This is a genomic window from Bizionia gelidisalsuginis, from assembly GCF_008086185.1.
Classification (GTDB): Bacteria; Bacteroidota; Bacteroidia; order Flavobacteriales; family Flavobacteriaceae; genus Bizionia; species Bizionia saleffrena.
The window spans coordinates 32,251-46,377 of sequence record NZ_VSKN01000017.1; the positions used below are offsets into that span (position 1 = coordinate 32,251).

Here is a 14,127-nt window from a genome sequence, read left to right on the forward strand (position 1 = left end):
TGTTACTCTACGTTGTTTTTAAAAAGGTCTTTTAAGGCTGTACCCAGCTCATCCATATCGTGGTTAAACTCACGTTTAAAGCTTTTTTCATTTGCCTTTGCTGCTTCACTAAAATCAATCATATCCTCTTTAAATGCTTTGCCTTTTTCTGCTAATTTAGCTTTAAGCGCGTTGTTTTTTTCTTCTAGTTTATCAAGGGCTTTTGTTAACTTTTCTTTTTCATTCTTGTTGGCTTTTGCAATTTTTGTGCGCAGTTCTTCAATTTGGTTTTCTGCATTATCAATGGCAGTTTCTGAAGCGGTTTTAAATTGTTGCCAGTCTGATGTCATCGTCATTTTAATCTCTTCACTAGTGTCTTTTGCACCTTGCTTAAGGTCTTTACTGAGTTCTTTTGTATCTTGTTTTACTGCTTTTGCATCCTTTTTTGATGCTTCTCCACAACTTGTTAGTGTGATTCCTGCTATAAAAATTATTATCGCAAGGGATAAAATATTTGTTTTCATCTTTTCTAATTATTTAAATTGTTAATTCTCGTTTTTGTTTTAATCTGTAATTGTCTTTTAAAGTCATTGTACTATCAAAATCATAAATATTTAGGACTCCGGTTTGTACTTCGACTTTTGAAATTTCGGTAGCAGGAATATTTAAAATCTGTGTCATTAATGCTCTAATGGAATTTCCGTGAGCAGAAACAAGTACTGTTTTACCTTTTACCAATTCTGGTACAATAGCTTCAAAATAATACTGAACCGCTCTTTGTTTTGTGTCTTCTAAAGATTCGGTTAATGGTAAATCTGCGCTATTCAGCTTCTTGTATTTTGGGTCGAATTTAGGGCATCTCTTATCATCTGTTGATAATGCTGGTGCAGAAGCGCTATAGCCTCGTCTTACGTCCCAAAAAGGGTCTTCGCCCACTTCTTTTCTTACTTCATCTTTATTTCTGCCTTGCCAAGCACCATAATTTCGTTCGTTGAGCTTCCAACTTTTAATGAAATCTATTTGCGTTATATCTGCGGTTTCCAAAATAATTGAAGCCGTTTTAATGGCTCTTTTTAAATAAGATGAGAAGCAAATATCTATCGCTATGTTTTCGTCTCTAATTAGTTTACCTGCAATTTTTGCTTCATCAACACCTTCTGGTGCGAGGTCTATATCTGTCCATCCCGTAAAGATGTTTTCTATATTCCAGAAGCTTTTTCCGTGTCGTACTAGTATGAGCTTTCCCATTATTCCTTCTTTTTAAAACTATAGAACTACTGTGTATTAATCCACAATATCTTCGCCCAAGGCATTATGCAATTGGTACAGTTTTTCTTCTTCTCTTTTAATGCGTTTTTCTAACCTGTTTTTACGCGCTTTTCTAAAAGTGCTAGCGACAGACTGTTCATACCCTTTAAGACGTTTTTCCAATTTGTTAATTTGAGATGTTGTCTTATCCTTAACTTCCTTTAAAACAGATTTTCTTTTTGCGTCTAGCGTTGCAATTTTAGCTTTTCGTTTTGCTTTTAAATCCGCTATTTTAGCTTTGATTTTTGCTTTTTCATTTTCCGTAGCCTTTTTTAGCTTTTGACGTTCGTCTTCAATCTCTTCTTCTATATCTTCAATCTGCTCATCTATATAATCATCGAAGTCTATGCCTGCCTCGCTTCTTATAATTTCTGAACTATACGATTTGAGTGCATCATCAATAAATACAGAACTGTCTTCTGCTACTTCAGCAATAATAGCGATGGTACCTACAGTCATTGTATTACTCACTTTTCTAATAAAATTATTTTCAAAATCAAAGTGGTTGATGTCCCAAATAGCACCTGCTGCTGTACCTGAGTAAAGACCGATAACGAAACCGATAGGCCCTGCAAATGCGCCTACAAGACCACCAAGCGCCATTCCTGTAAACGTTCTCCAGCCTTCTCCGTCTGTCTTGTTATCTAATACTTCGTAGTGGTTGTTATCATCTTTACGAATTAATATGTGTTCGTACAGCGTGATGTCTCCATACGCATCCAGCTCTTTAATTTTGTGTAAAGCATCTATTGCTTTTGTCTTATCCTTAAAAGGAATGACGATTATATTTGCCATTTTTTCTAGTTTTTAAATGTTATTATTTTCTGTTTTCTTTGACTTATTATTTTGCTAATTCGTCCATTTTTTCATCGAGTTATCTTTGCATAGTTGGCATTTTTCCAAATGCTTTTTTCAATTTTTAAATAATCTATTTATACTTCAAAATTAGATAGTTACTTAACATTATAAAATGACTTGGGTCAGCGTGATGAAAAATTTTATAGTTTTAGCTTTATCGCAGTAAATAGCTATGATGGATGCTATATCAAGTATTATAAAAATTTTAGAGGCGAGCTAAAACCAAGCAATAATTGACCAGTATTTGAATCTGTTAATCCAAAATTTGCTTTAGCATCAGAGCTGTACTTATATTTTCTGCCAACGTATGCTATAAAAAATTTAAGATTCAATTTCTCAAAGGGCGCATATTCCAAAGCTGGAATTATTCCCCAAGCTGTGCGAATGTGATTATCACTAATTGTCTCTGGGTTGCCGTTCCAATAGGCATCACTTACCATAGCGGTCAAGGAAACATTCCATTGTGGTACAAAACTGTGTTGTACTCGCAGCCAATGTTCTATATAGTCAGTATCAAATGCGATAAAGGAACTAAAGTCATCAGCCACTAAATCACTTATAACGCCCAGCCTATCAATTTGGCCCGCCATATATTTAAAGTCGTATTGAATTACTGTTTTCTTTAGTTTTATTTGATTACCCAAGGCGATGTACTGCACATTTTTTCCCTTTGTTTCTTGGATATAGGAATAACTCCAAAAGGTTGAAAACAATCCATCAGCAAAACTTCCTCTCCAGTTACCAACAAATGCAGCTGGGAATTTCGCTTCGGTAATCTCAGGAATATCATCATATAATTCAGAAAAAGATTTGGTCCTGGCGTTGAGAACTTGAAACATAAACTGTTGATTTTTTGGTGCATTCCAAGCAAAATGTGCACCCGTCAAAAAATCATCGGCATTTGCTATGATTGTATTGTATTGATAGATATTAATAGGGTTGGTATCAAATTCATAACCGCCATAATCTGCAATCATTTTACCAAATGCTAAGCTGAGTTTATCGGATAAATGAAAGCCCACAAAAGCCATATCTACAGAACTATCAAGCTTATCCACAGATTGAACGGTTGGGGTACGCGTATATCTGTTACGAAATCGAAAGAATACAGTACTATCCAAAACATACCCTTTAATTTCTAGTCGAAATTGATTCATAGCGAAACTACTGCCTGTGTACGTTCCATTCTCAAAAGCAGTAGAATTGGCATACTGCATATTGGCAATAAAATCAATATGTTCTAAAAGTTTGAGTCTATCCGCCGAAACTAAAGGCTTGTATGCATTACTTACCGTGTCGGTCTGCTTATGCATTTGTGCAGAAACAATTGTTGTAAACAGTAACATTAAGCCTAACGATAGTATAATTTGTTTCATTTGAGTACAGCTTTTAATTTTTAAAAAAGTGACCTTTTTGTGACTGTTATTTGGTGCTGGTCATCACTTTATTTTCTTGTTTACCAAGTCCAGTTTCACGAATGAAGAAACTGAGAATAATGGCTACGGCTATGGCGCCAATAAGCGGAAGAAGCGCATCCTGAAACTGATGTAAATCCAAAGATTTATCTGGTGTTGGTCCCATTAATTTGGATATCAAAGGGGAAATTATTCCACTTATCCCAAAAACCATAAAATTCATACTACCTGCTGCCGTACCTTTTACTTCTGGTGGGTTTGCTTCTTTAATCATCGAAAAAGGAATCATAGCTGCCCCAGATGCAATACCAAGCGTTAATGCTACTGCATAACGAGGGATAGCACTTCCTCCAGCGGGAACGTAAACCGCTATAATTGCTGCGACCAACATCACAAGGGCTCCACCAATTAAAACTGGCTTACGCTTACCTAACTTGTCTGAAATGTAGCCAAGTAAAGGACAACCTATAACCCAACCAATAGGAACAATTGAGGCAATAGAAGCCGCTTCTGACATTGATAAATTATCGCCAGAATGTAAGAACGAAGTCGCCCAAACCAGCGCACCAATAGTTGTTGGGACAAAGAGCAGTCCACCAATAATACCAGCATACCAAGATTGACGATTTCCGAAGACAAGTTTGAAGGGCGAAATTAAACTGGAAACAGAAAGTGCTCCGTGATGCGTTGCGCTATCTCCTGAATCCTTAGGCATTACAAACCAAGTTGCAATGGCCAGTACTAAGCCTATAACACCGAATGTAATCCAAACGGTTTGCCACGACATCTGAAAACTTCCACTTGGGTCAATCGCCATATGCACAGGTTTGGAACCAAATGCTGCACCTGCCATACCTAAGCATTGCGTTAGCCCAATGAATATAGCTAACATTCTTGCAGGAAGGTATCTGGCAGCGACATAAGAAGCACCTATGAATCCGAATATTGCACCAACAGCTTGAAGCACAAATCCTATCATTCCAGCGGTTTCACTCCCTTGTGCAAATATGAAGCATCCAATACCCACCACAATAATACCCACAGGAATGGTGCGATGAGCACCGTAGCGGTCTAACAAAACACCTGCGACAAGTGCCATTATTGCGTAGGTCAAGTAATAAGCTGAAATTATAGACCCAATGTCATTTTCTCCCCAAGCTGCTGTCAATTCTGACTGCATCACTCCAGGTGCAGACCTAACTGCATACTGATAAAAATAAAAGAGTGCACAAAGAAACCAAGCAACAAGGTAAACGGTCTTTAGATTTTTTGGTTGCGAAGTTGATACAGTCGTGTGTACAATCTTAGCATCAGCTGTTGTTTTATGAACGTTCATAATATTGATTTTTAATAAATTATAGTTTAACTAGCGTCAATTGTTGATATGCTATCGACGATTTGATGCTACTGTAAACGTGGTGGTCTGCCGTTTGCTTTGGCAACTTGATGTCCCCAAGAAATAAGGTCAGCAGAACAATCATCACGGTCAATCACACATTCTATGAGCGTTGGCCCATCTTGGTTGGCAAGTGCCTGCTTAATAGCATCAGCGAGTTCTCCTCCAGTCTCAGCTTTTAAACCAAGTCCTTGACCATCTTCTGCATTAAACACATTTACGAGTCCTGCATAATCCCAGTTCTTAATGTTATTGTAAGGACCATCGTGGATTTCAACCTCAATAGTATAACCACCGTTATTGATTAGAAAAATGATTATTGGCAGCTTACGTCGTATCATTTGAGCAACTTCTTGTGCCGTTAATTGAAATGAACCATCGCCTGTTAACGAAATAACGCGACGACCCTTACTGGCTGAAACCGCATAACCAAAAACAGAAGGGATAGACCAACCAATATGACCCCATTGCATTTCCACTTCAAAACGAGCACCGTCTGGAAGATGCAGCGCAAGACCATTGAACCAAGAATCCCCAGTTTCAGCAAATACAGTAGTATCTGGTGTTACGATTTTTTGGACTTGTCTAAATAGTTCCGTTCGCATTAATTTTGCATCTGGAACTGCTTCTTCTACAGGTGCACGTTGGTATTTGATACGGTCATATTCGACCATCGTTGCAGTCTTTTTTTCAACCTTGGCAGCTAATGCAGAAAGGAAATCACGCAAGTGAAGGTTAGAGAAGTCATACCCTTGCAGACTAATGTGTTTTTGGTCAGCAATGAGCACGTTTGCGCCTTCTGGTAAGGCAGTCCAGCCAACGGTTGAATAATCATTAAAAACTGGGGCGAGACAAATCATACTATCTGACCAATCCACAATTTCCTGTGCGGCTGGCGAGCTAACTTGTCCCCAATATACTCCCACGTATTGCGGATGCTCTTCTGGAAAAAAGCTTTTTGCAGCTGCCATTACAGCAACGGAACATCCCAATGCTTCTGCAAGCTGTATGGCTTCTTTTTCAGCTCCCGCAGCACGTAACTTGCTACCTATTAAGATAACTGGCTTTTCTTTAGACTCCAAAAATTCAATAGTAGCCTCAACAGCTGCATTTAGGGTTTCCTGGTCGCTTGGCACTTCACTAAGGACACCACTTGCAGGGCCAGGCGCTGCACAGGGAAGTCCAGCAACGTTGCAAGCTATCTCTATATATGCTGGTTTTTTCTCACGCATTGCCGTGCGAATGGCATAGTCAATCTGTGATGGTGCATCTATGGCTGAAGTCACAGAGACTGCTGCACAAGTTACCTGCTTTGCCATTTCAAGTTGATAACCAAAATCACGTGTACCGATGGTATGGTGAAGTAAGTGTTCTGTGGCATAATCATTACTATTAGGTGAGCCTGAAATTAATATCACAGGAAGATTTTCTGCATAAGCACCACCAATGGCATTCAAAGCAGATAATGCACCAACGCTAAAGGTTACAATTGCTGCTGCTGCACCATTTTCGCGAGCATAACCTTCTGCGCTAAAACCACAATTCAATTCGTTAGAACAATACACTTGCTCCATATCTTTACTTTTCAAAAGCTGGTCGAGCAGGACAAGGTTGTAATCTCCTGCCACAGCAAAATGATGCTTTAATCCTATGTCCTGCAATCGTTTTGCGAGATAAGTGCCTACGGTATATTCTGTTTTAGATTTCATTTTGATAATTTTTTTAAATTATTACTTTACTTTTTTATTTGGTAGTGTTTAATGCTTAGACACTTTTATGCTGCTAATTCGCCCATTTCTTCATCGAGTTCTCTTAGCATACTAGGTTCCTCTCCAAAAGCTTCTAATCTATCTAAGAGGTATTGTACTTTATTGAGTTCTTCTGCCTGTTCTTTTGAATACCATAAGCCTAATTCTACCACCATATAATTTTCTTCTATATGCGCCATTTTTGTAAGTGCGTAACATTGTCTGGTGATTTCTTTTTCGTGTTCCATTGCTGCTATGATAACATCGGCAAGACTTAAAAAATCTTGTTTTGGCTGTTTTAAAGCTGGCGTAATAGGCCTTATGCCATTTGCCGAAAGCATATTTTTTGCTTTTGTTGCGTGTATGGTTTCTTCATCACTATATTGCTTGAATAATTTAGATGCTCCTGCAAATCCTTTATCGTCTAACCAAGTAGACATTGCTAGGTATAATCTTGAAGAAAATTCTTCTTGTTCTACTCTGTAATTGAGCAATTTTATCATTGCTTCGCTTAAAAATTCTGATTTCGTTTTCATCTTTTTTTTGATTTAAAATCTTTATTTATTGTTCCTTCAACTAATGCCAATGGAATCATTTTAAAGTTCAAAATTAGATAGTTACCGAGCGTTATAAAATGACCTGGGTCAGCGTGATGAAGAAAAGTGAATTTTATTTTTGAGTGGTTTTTTTGCGTGAAGGATTGCAATGGAAATCCCACAGCCTGACTGCAAGGAAGTGCGAGGAATTGTAATGGAAAGCCTGACCCTTGTGGTCACGCCCGAATTATAATAGTTGAATGGTATTAGATTTTAATCTGCTTTACCGAAAGCCTGTATCTATAAATAATAGTTGCTACTAACAAGAATATAAATGATGCCAATGAGAATGACACTTCCAAAGGCGTAACCCACAAGTTTTCCAGCCATTTTTGAGCCTTTAAAATAGGTAATCCCAAGCTTGACCAACATATTGCTTATGGTAGCTGCAATAATGACCGATGATGCGAGGTTGAGCTTCTGACCATCTAGAGAAAATTTTGCCATACTTATGGTAATAGCATCCGTATCTGCCAAACCAGCGATGAGTGCTGAATAGTACAAACCGCTTTCTCCAAAGAACTGATTGCTGTAAAAAACTGCAAAAATAATGACAACATACATTACCCCAAAGCCAATGGCATTGAGCATATTTAATGGATTGCCTAATTTAATATTTGTATCTGGTACGTTATCGTCTTTGCGCATTAGTAGAAGTGTTGCTATTACACAGACTAGTGTTAACAGACCAAAGGGTAGTGCTAAATGAATTAAGATGGTACTGTTAAAAATATAGGCTAATAAGGCAAGTCGTGGAAACATTATGGCGGAAGCTACAATGATACCTGCACTATATTTTTTTGAAAGTTCTGGTGATTCTTTACTTCTGGACGCATAATTCCAGGCAACTGCAGTACTAGATATGAGACCGCCAAGGATGGCTGTTAGAATAATTCCTCTTTTTGAGCCTATAAATTTGACTAAAAAATAGCCTATAAAATTTAAAAAAGAAACGATTACGATAATGGAACCAATTTCAAAAGGATTCAACAAGCTATCGGGACCATATTCTTTATTAGGTAGAAAGGGAAGTATTAATAAAGCAATGATGGCAAATTTTATAAAAGCGAAAAGTTCTTCGGAAGTAATATTGGTTATAATTGTTCTAAAGCGTGTTTTAAGAGAAAGTAACGTAACGATTATAACCGCTGTGGCGACCGCATCTCTATAATATTCTGCCGAAACCATTATGCCTAAAACAAAGGTTGTAACAAGGGCTAAATTGGTTGTTAAACCTTGTCCATATTCCTCTTGTTTTTGTCTAAAATGATTGAATGCCAAAAACAAAATAAACGAACTCAAACTAAGTATCAATAGCCACGGTGTGAAAAGTGCCGTAAGATGCGCTAATGAAAAACCTAGAATAGCAACAATAGGAAAGGTACGTATGCCTGCAAATCCTTTTTCTTCTTTAAGTTTGTCGTATTCTCTTTCTAAACCAAGTATAAGACCAATGCCTAAACTGATGAGGACTCCTAGAATATAGGTTCCGACGAGTTCGCTTATTTCTGTATTTAATTGCATTGATTACATATACTTCTCTAAGAATCTAAAAAATTCCTTTTTAAGTTCTGCGTAGATATGCCGTTGCGTTTCTATGCGATTTCTAAATTCTATATGCTTTTTTGCTAATTGCGTATCTATGGCATCTTCTCCTTCTATACTTTGCCCAGCGATACGCGTTTCGTGTTTTTCAATGGTTTCTTGTAAATCTTCGATGACACCACCGTGAAGCACAAATTCGTTTTGGTAATGCTCTAATTGGGCAAGTACCTCCTTATTTGTCCAGCGTGTTGCCAGTTCACTTAACCTGTTATTAAATGATTTTAATTCATCTTTCCAAAAGGCAAGTTCTCCTTTCCAAAGCTGGTGTTCAAAATGCATATTGTCGTTGTATAAAACTTCTTTTTCCATTGTACTAATTTTTAAGATTATATTCTACAAAGATTTAGTTTTACCCAATTATATAAAATGACTTGGGTCAGTATTGGGTACGTATTACTTAAATCTTAATGATATCCGTAGGTGTTTCCACCAGAATAGTAATATTGCCTCGCAAGGCAATAGGTTGTTTCATAATCTCTGGATTGTGCTGTATCATTTTAATCCAATCATCTGTTGAAAGATTATGGTGCTCAAAATGTGAAGTATAGGCAGGATGGTCTTGGTTTACCAAATCGGCAACCTCAATATGTAACTTTTCCGCAAGCTCTACAATTTGAAACCCAGTAAGTTTAGTTTTTAAAATATCGATTTCTTCTATTGCTAATCCTTCAGCTTTAGCATAGGCTAAAGTTTGTTTTGCTCTTACGGATTTAGAGCTGTAAAACAATGTGATTTGTCTGTTTGATGTGGCTATTTCTCCCATAGTATTATCCATTGTTTTTTATGGTTTCTTCTTCAACATAATGTTCTAATAATTCCTTTAAGCTTGCTAGATATTCCTGTAACACAACTTTGTCCATATGCGGATGTTGGCTTACGGGTAAGGTCATTGGGTTTTCATCCAGCGTGCGATACAGCTCTGGATAGTTGGTTTCAATGTTGGTTGTGACTTTTGTAATCTCTTGTAATATGTTGTGTAAATCTTTCATTATGTATACCGTTATAAAAATTATTTAGATACAACATTAAGTTGCCGCACCATTTCTTCTCCATCAATAATATGTTCTGTAATGGCAAAAACTTCTTTTCTATTCTTACGAAAGTCTTTTAGAAATTGAGCGAGGTGGTCTTCTAAACCTTCGTGTTCGTTTCTAAATGTGTCTGCTACAAATATGAAAGGGTCATCTATCAACTGAGCGAGATGATGTAAATGTGTATCGATGGTATTTAATAATGCATCACATTTTTTATCCATTTCTATCAATCCTTCTTCTATCTCGCTTACCCTATCAATATTTTCTTTTTTTGAAATCCACATAAAATACTTGTCAATTAAATGATGTAGAAATCTTAAATCGTCTTTATAAAATAGCAGGTCAGATTTCCAATGTTCTGTAAGGACATAGAGTTGTTCCCAAGTGGCTTCTTGGATGTAATTGTCTTTTGGTCTGTTTCTGAAATTGTTCATTTTTAAAAAATTTATTGGGTTGTACTATTTTAATTTTGAATGGTTATTTTAACGTCCATCGTGATTTTAGAAGTAATGGAATTTGAAATTAAACAGGCTTTTTTAGCTTTTTCTACAACACGTATCATACGCTCACTTTTTGATGCGTCTGTGATAACAACTTCAGGAAACAATAAAACTTCACTTACAACGAACTTACCATCTACTTTTTCTAAAATTCATTTTGAATCGCAATTAAAACTTACATAATCTAACTTAGAAAATTCAGCAATTGCCAAAAAAGTAGTCATTAGGCAACTACTTACAGCTGCGGTAAATAAATGTTCAGGCGACCAAATATGTGGCATTCCACCAGAAAATTATGGCGGTGTTGCAACCTCTATACAATTGGTTTCATTAGCTTCATTATTCTTTAATTCAGGGGAACACATTATCCCTTTTCTGTCTTGTGTCCATTTGACATTAACGTTATAGCTATGCTTTTCCATAGTGATTTGTATTTATTTCTTAAAAATTAATTGTGTAAAATTAAGCGGAAGTATAGGTCTGTAAAATGACTTGGGTCATTTAGAATTTGATAATGAACCATTTACTTTGCAATATCTTTTTAAGATAAAACCTCGAATACGATGAATTAAACTATAAGTGAAATGTGATTACTTTTATCTTTACAAAACACTTATAAAAGTCAATATTTATGATTCATATTTTTACAACGGGCGGTACGATTGAAGGTATAGATTATTTTGAAGATAATGGTATTAAAGCATCAAGTGGATGTCCTCTAAAATATTCGGTATGTGGTTATTCATAAATTGCTTTATTTCTTGCTCTTTTTTCCGCCTTTTCGCATAACTAAAGAGTTTTGTAAAATTAATGCTGTATCGTTCAAGAATCTTTTCATAGATATTGACAAGTTCAGAACCTTGGTAAAAATGAAATAGGTTTTCATCTGCAAACAAGTCCACCATTATTTTTTCTAGCGTGGCAACAGGAACTGTATTTTTTTTATCCCTTAGTTTACTTATTGGTGCTCTTGTAACTAGACGTTTTATAACTACTGGAACTTCACTTTCAGAAATGTAATACTCAATTTCTTTTTCATCTGGATTCAAGAAAAAATCCATTCGCAAAGAATCATTGAGATAATAATAAAGTGATTCTGTAAATTCCTTTTCCACTTCTACAACAATCATTCGATTGGATGTCTGGTGCTGTGTAAATTCATTGAGCCATTGGTTTTCCCAGACACAATATGTGATATCCTCATATCTGTCATTTATCTTTCGGATTATTTTAAGGGTACTTTCTGCTATATTGGGTTTGTATTTTGGTTTATATGAAATCACATAAAGTCCACGACCTATAGTCTTAATAATATCCTTTTTCTTTAGGTCATATATCCGCCAACTAAAAGTGCTTTCCTTCAAGTCTGGTTCATAATCCGAATAGAAATGAAATAGTTCATCCCTATCAAACGAACTACGTCCCTTAAACGCTTCTATAAGCCTATTTTCAATAACTTTTGGCATAACTGTCGTATCAAAACTTTGCCAAATATACAAAAAAGTGGTAAATATTTGAAATCTAATTATTGCCACTAAATAATTAAAGTGGTAAATATTTGAAATAAACTAATAAGATTATTAAATTGTTGATTCACTAATAAGTTTATGCCAGAAAAAAAGAAACAACATTATGTTCCTAAGTTTTATCTGAGATTTTTCAGTACTTCTCAAAACCAAAAAAAAATAAAGGTTTGTTTAAAGAGAACTGGTAAAATTATTCAGAATGCAGATTTAGAAGGTCAAGCGCAAGAAGATTATTTTTATGGAAAAGATTTAGAAAGAGAAGAATGGTTTGGAAATATTGAAGACACAACATCTGTTGTTCTGAAAGAAGTCGTTAAGACAAAATTTTTGCCTAAAAATAAGTCTGATGACTATTATTGGATATGGCTTTTTATACTTCTACAAGCATATCGTACCAGGGCAAATGCTGATGAGTTTAATGATATGGTTGATAAATCATTAAAGACAGTTATGAAATTTGAACCTAAGTTCAAAGACTTCGATTTTGACACTCATTTTTTTGCATATGATGACGCTATCGAAAAGACATTAGACATATTGCTTAATAGTCTTCCAATGATGATGGATATGCAAATTAAGCTTCTTTATAATGATACTTCTAAGAAATTAATAACAAGCGATAACCCTGTTTCAAAATATAATCAGTTTTTAGAATCACGTAATTATCCATATGGACATTGCGGTATGGCTAGTAAAGGTTTACAAATATTTTATCCTCTTGCACCCGACTTGATTTTGGTAATGTACGACCCTAAAGTATACAAGGTGGGTAATAGAAAACAGTTTAGTAGAATTCAAATAAATGAAACTGATGTTGAGTTTTTTAATAATTTAACTTGTCTTTATGCAAATAAGGCTCTTTATAGTACTTCTAACGTGACTGACTTTCAATTTGAAAAAATACTCGAACGTTCGAAAAAGCATCAGAATCAAAAAAAGTTAGAATTAAAACAATTTGAACCTGTAGCAAATGACAATGAAACCGAATCTGTTATTGTTCAACATCATAAAACACCTTTTATGCTTCATCCCAACTTATCCTTTATAAAACAATCACAACACGCAAAATCATATAAGCTCTCAGGTTATTTTGCGGAAATAAGGGATGAGCGTTATCGAAGTAGGAAAAACAGGCAACATTGAATACCTTAGTTTATTTTAGTTTTATGTTTGAGATAAAAAATCCAGTTTTTGGTACTGGATAAACCTTATGGCTTTATACCATTTCATAGACTTCATCGAATAATTTCTTATCCAATCGTTCTTGTTGGCTAAATGTCTTTTTCAATGTATTATGAAGTACCCAATTGAAGGCATTATAACCCAACCAAAGATTTGATTTTTCATAGGCTGGAAGCGGTTCATTATGAAGTATTTGTAAAACCTCTATGGATTTGTTAGAAGGTTTTTTGTTTTTACGACCACTTTCATATTTAAATAAATTGGTGCGTTCTAGAACTTCTTCGACAAACTTTTCTGTATTTGTTATTTCAACCTCTATTAAGTCATTGAATTTTTGAGTAACCTCGTAATATTCGTTTTCCAAGAATTTATCGAATAATCTGTTCAATTTGGGCATTAACAAATTAAGCCCATTTTTAGTATGTCTTATAGAAAAGTCTACTTCAGTTTTAGATATGTGAAGCCCATTTGTGCATACCTCACGATAAAATCCAAAGTGACCAGAGGTTTTTTCGCTACTATCATAAGAATTTTTAAATCGAAGCATTGGTAGGATGCGGTCTTCTTTATTCTTAAGTGAAAACTGATTTTCATCATCGATAATAAAATCCGTAATAAATGACCTATCGTTTTTATTGATAGTACGTTTACGATACTTCAAGTTTGATTCTACCAGCATTCTCTCTGCTTCAGTAAAAAACAGTTCATTCGGAATGTGTCCGTAACTTTTCGACACTACATTCACGATTTTGCCATTGGATATAATGGCGTTTTCAAGTCCCTTTCGGGATTTCATTCCTGTAATACTTTCTAGTGACTTCATTTCATTGGAAACGAAAATGTCATCTTGCTGTAACTTTTGTAAATACATAACTTTTCAATTTAGATTAAACAATATTTGAGCAGAACCCAAACGGAAGCTAAAATCTCAGCTCAAAAGGAAACGGAATAAATAAGCGAGGGATGTTGCGATGGCTTTA

The 14,127-nt window shown here is 35.4% G+C and carries 16 protein-coding genes; 1 reads left to right on the forward strand and 15 read right to left on the reverse strand.

Annotated elements, in window-relative coordinates; translation table 11 throughout:
• Positions 1 to 2: 2 nt before the first annotated feature.
• From ES677_RS11600 to ES677_RS11665, 14 genes are all read right to left on the reverse strand, one after another.
• On the reverse strand, positions 3 to 503 hold the full coding sequence (locus ES677_RS11600; RefSeq protein WP_148381340.1) for a hypothetical protein: 501 nt from the start codon (positions 501 to 503) through the stop codon (positions 3 to 5).
• Between the two features lie 13 nt (positions 504 to 516).
• The gene (locus tag ES677_RS11605; RefSeq protein WP_148381341.1) at positions 517 to 1,227 is read right to left on the reverse strand and encodes a 2,3-bisphosphoglycerate-dependent phosphoglycerate mutase; all 711 of its coding nucleotides are present in this window, start codon (positions 1,225 to 1,227) and stop codon (positions 517 to 519) included.
• A gap of 36 nt (positions 1,228 to 1,263) precedes the next feature.
• Positions 1,264 to 2,082 carry a DUF1269 domain-containing protein gene (locus tag ES677_RS11610; protein ID WP_148381342.1) on the reverse strand — a complete coding sequence of 273 codons (819 nt, stop codon included), beginning with the start codon at positions 2,080 to 2,082 and terminating at the stop codon, positions 1,264 to 1,266.
• Between the two features lie 257 nt (positions 2,083 to 2,339).
• Positions 2,340 to 3,521 carry a porin gene (locus ES677_RS11615; RefSeq protein WP_148381343.1) on the reverse strand — a complete coding sequence of 394 codons (1,182 nt, stop codon included), beginning with the start codon at positions 3,519 to 3,521 and terminating at the stop codon, positions 2,340 to 2,342.
• Between the two features lie 46 nt (positions 3,522 to 3,567).
• The gene (locus ES677_RS11620; protein WP_148381344.1) at positions 3,568 to 4,896 is read right to left on the reverse strand and encodes an MFS transporter; all 1,329 of its coding nucleotides are present in this window, start codon (positions 4,894 to 4,896) and stop codon (positions 3,568 to 3,570) included.
• Positions 4,897 to 4,964: 68 nt separating this feature from the next.
• Complete coding sequence (locus ES677_RS11625; RefSeq protein WP_148381345.1) at positions 4,965 to 6,665, reverse strand: alpha-keto acid decarboxylase family protein; 1,701 nt, start codon at positions 6,663 to 6,665, stop codon at positions 4,965 to 4,967.
• A gap of 65 nt (positions 6,666 to 6,730) precedes the next feature.
• Positions 6,731 to 7,240 carry a ferritin gene (locus ES677_RS11630; RefSeq protein WP_148381346.1) on the reverse strand — a complete coding sequence of 170 codons (510 nt, stop codon included), beginning with the start codon at positions 7,238 to 7,240 and terminating at the stop codon, positions 6,731 to 6,733.
• 300 nt (positions 7,241 to 7,540) lie between these two features.
• Positions 7,541 to 8,824 carry an MgtC/SapB family protein gene (locus tag ES677_RS11635; RefSeq protein WP_148381347.1) on the reverse strand — a complete coding sequence of 428 codons (1,284 nt, stop codon included), beginning with the start codon at positions 8,822 to 8,824 and terminating at the stop codon, positions 7,541 to 7,543.
• Between the two features lie 3 nt (positions 8,825 to 8,827).
• Positions 8,828 to 9,214, reverse strand: a complete 387-nt coding sequence (locus tag ES677_RS11640; protein ID WP_148381348.1) for a hypothetical protein — start codon at positions 9,212 to 9,214, stop codon at positions 8,828 to 8,830.
• A gap of 88 nt (positions 9,215 to 9,302) precedes the next feature.
• A complete protein-coding gene (locus tag ES677_RS11645; protein WP_246124515.1) occupies positions 9,303 to 9,680 on the reverse strand; it encodes an arsenate reductase family protein in 378 nt (125 codons plus the stop codon).
• Positions 9,673 to 9,894 (reverse strand): hypothetical protein, encoded by a 222-nt coding sequence (locus ES677_RS11650; RefSeq protein ID WP_148381349.1) that lies wholly within the window; start codon positions 9,892 to 9,894, stop codon positions 9,673 to 9,675. The genes ES677_RS11645 and ES677_RS11650 overlap by 8 nt, the downstream gene beginning before the upstream one ends.
• Before the next feature lie 20 nt (positions 9,895 to 9,914).
• Positions 9,915 to 10,373 (reverse strand): hypothetical protein, encoded by a 459-nt coding sequence (locus ES677_RS11655; RefSeq protein WP_148381350.1) that lies wholly within the window; start codon positions 10,371 to 10,373, stop codon positions 9,915 to 9,917.
• Positions 10,374 to 10,732: 359 nt separating this feature from the next.
• Positions 10,733 to 10,861: a hypothetical protein gene (locus tag ES677_RS15810; protein ID WP_262712724.1), complete on the reverse strand. Its 129-nt coding sequence runs from the start codon at positions 10,859 to 10,861 to the stop codon at positions 10,733 to 10,735.
• Between the two features lie 273 nt (positions 10,862 to 11,134).
• The gene (locus tag ES677_RS11665) at positions 11,135 to 11,905 is read right to left on the reverse strand and encodes a DUF6577 family protein (protein WP_148381351.1); all 771 of its coding nucleotides are present in this window, start codon (positions 11,903 to 11,905) and stop codon (positions 11,135 to 11,137) included.
• 141 nt (positions 11,906 to 12,046) lie between these two features.
• Between ES677_RS11665 and ES677_RS11670 the strand changes: the two genes are divergently transcribed.
• Positions 12,047 to 13,108 (forward strand): DUF4238 domain-containing protein, encoded by a 1,062-nt coding sequence (locus ES677_RS11670; RefSeq protein WP_148381352.1) that lies wholly within the window; start codon positions 12,047 to 12,049, stop codon positions 13,106 to 13,108.
• A gap of 73 nt (positions 13,109 to 13,181) precedes the next feature.
• Here ES677_RS11670 and ES677_RS11675 read toward each other — a convergent pair whose 3' ends face one another.
• A complete protein-coding gene (locus tag ES677_RS11675; RefSeq protein WP_148381353.1) occupies positions 13,182 to 14,018 on the reverse strand; it encodes a DUF932 domain-containing protein in 837 nt (278 codons plus the stop codon).
• Positions 14,019 to 14,127: the final 109 nt, after the last annotated feature.

Coding starts and splice junctions, on each gene's coding strand:
- ES677_RS11600 (WP_148381340.1), bottom strand. CDS start 503: ATGAAAACAAATATTTTATCCCTTGCGATAATAATTTTTATAGCAGGA.
- ES677_RS11605 (WP_148381341.1), bottom strand. CDS start 1,227: ATGGGAAAGCTCATACTAGTACGACACGGAAAAAGCTTCTGGAATATA.
- ES677_RS11610 (WP_148381342.1), bottom strand. CDS start 2,082: ATGGCAAATATAATCGTCATTCCTTTTAAGGATAAGACAAAAGCAATA.
- ES677_RS11615 (WP_148381343.1), bottom strand. CDS start 3,521: ATGAAACAAATTATACTATCGTTAGGCTTAATGTTACTGTTTACAACA.
- ES677_RS11620 (WP_148381344.1), bottom strand. CDS start 4,896: ATGAACGTTCATAAAACAACAGCTGATGCTAAGATTGTACACACGACT.
- ES677_RS11625 (WP_148381345.1), bottom strand. CDS start 6,665: ATGAAATCTAAAACAGAATATACCGTAGGCACTTATCTCGCAAAACGA.
- ES677_RS11630 (WP_148381346.1), bottom strand. CDS start 7,240: ATGAAAACGAAATCAGAATTTTTAAGCGAAGCAATGATAAAATTGCTC.
- ES677_RS11635 (WP_148381347.1), bottom strand. CDS start 8,824: ATGCAATTAAATACAGAAATAAGCGAACTCGTCGGAACCTATATTCTA.
- ES677_RS11640 (WP_148381348.1), bottom strand. CDS start 9,214: ATGGAAAAAGAAGTTTTATACAACGACAATATGCATTTTGAACACCAG.
- ES677_RS11645 (WP_246124515.1), bottom strand. CDS start 9,680: ATGGATAATACTATGGGAGAAATAGCCACATCAAACAGACAAATCACA.
- ES677_RS11650 (WP_148381349.1), bottom strand. CDS start 9,894: ATGAAAGATTTACACAACATATTACAAGAGATTACAAAAGTCACAACC.
- ES677_RS11655 (WP_148381350.1), bottom strand. CDS start 10,373: ATGAACAATTTCAGAAACAGACCAAAAGACAATTACATCCAAGAAGCC.
- ES677_RS15810 (WP_262712724.1), bottom strand. CDS start 10,861: ATGGAAAAGCATAGCTATAACGTTAATGTCAAATGGACACAAGACAGA.
- ES677_RS11665 (WP_148381351.1), bottom strand. CDS start 11,905: ATGCCAAAAGTTATTGAAAATAGGCTTATAGAAGCGTTTAAGGGACGT.
- ES677_RS11670 (WP_148381352.1), top strand. CDS start 12,047: ATGCCAGAAAAAAAGAAACAACATTATGTTCCTAAGTTTTATCTGAGA.
- ES677_RS11675 (WP_148381353.1), bottom strand. CDS start 14,018: ATGTATTTACAAAAGTTACAGCAAGATGACATTTTCGTTTCCAATGAA.